This window comes from Pseudomonas sp. PME37.24/006 (assembly GCF_055556635.1).
Window position 1 is genome coordinate 1 of sequence record NZ_JBVHNL010000039.1, and the last position, 287, is coordinate 287.

Annotated in this window: 1 protein-coding gene; it reads right to left on the reverse strand. The window is 68.3% G+C overall.

Annotated features, from left to right (window positions below; genetic code table 11):
* Nucleotides 1–287, reverse strand: a 287-nt coding sequence (locus ACZ3GY_RS23765) for an ATP-binding cassette domain-containing protein (RefSeq protein ID WP_465912188.1), incomplete at both ends; no start/stop codon positions are given.

A 287-nucleotide genomic window follows, 5' to 3' on the forward strand; every position in this document is an offset into this window, starting at 1 on the left:
GTTCTCCTTCCCGCCGACATCCTGCAGCTGGCGCCCGACCGAGCGGATCGGGTTGAGGCTCGCTCGGGGATTTTGAAAGATCTGGGCGATGGCAGCGCGCTGTTCGCGCTGCTCGCGAATGGCGCCGAGCGCATGGCCCTGCCAGACGATCCTGCCGCCCGTCACGCGCGCGGCAGGATCGAGGAGCCCACTGATGGCATAGGACAGGACCGACTTGCCGGATCCGCTTTCGCCCACGAGACCGACGATCTCGGCCGGCCGAACGGATAGCCGGACGCGGTCGAGCG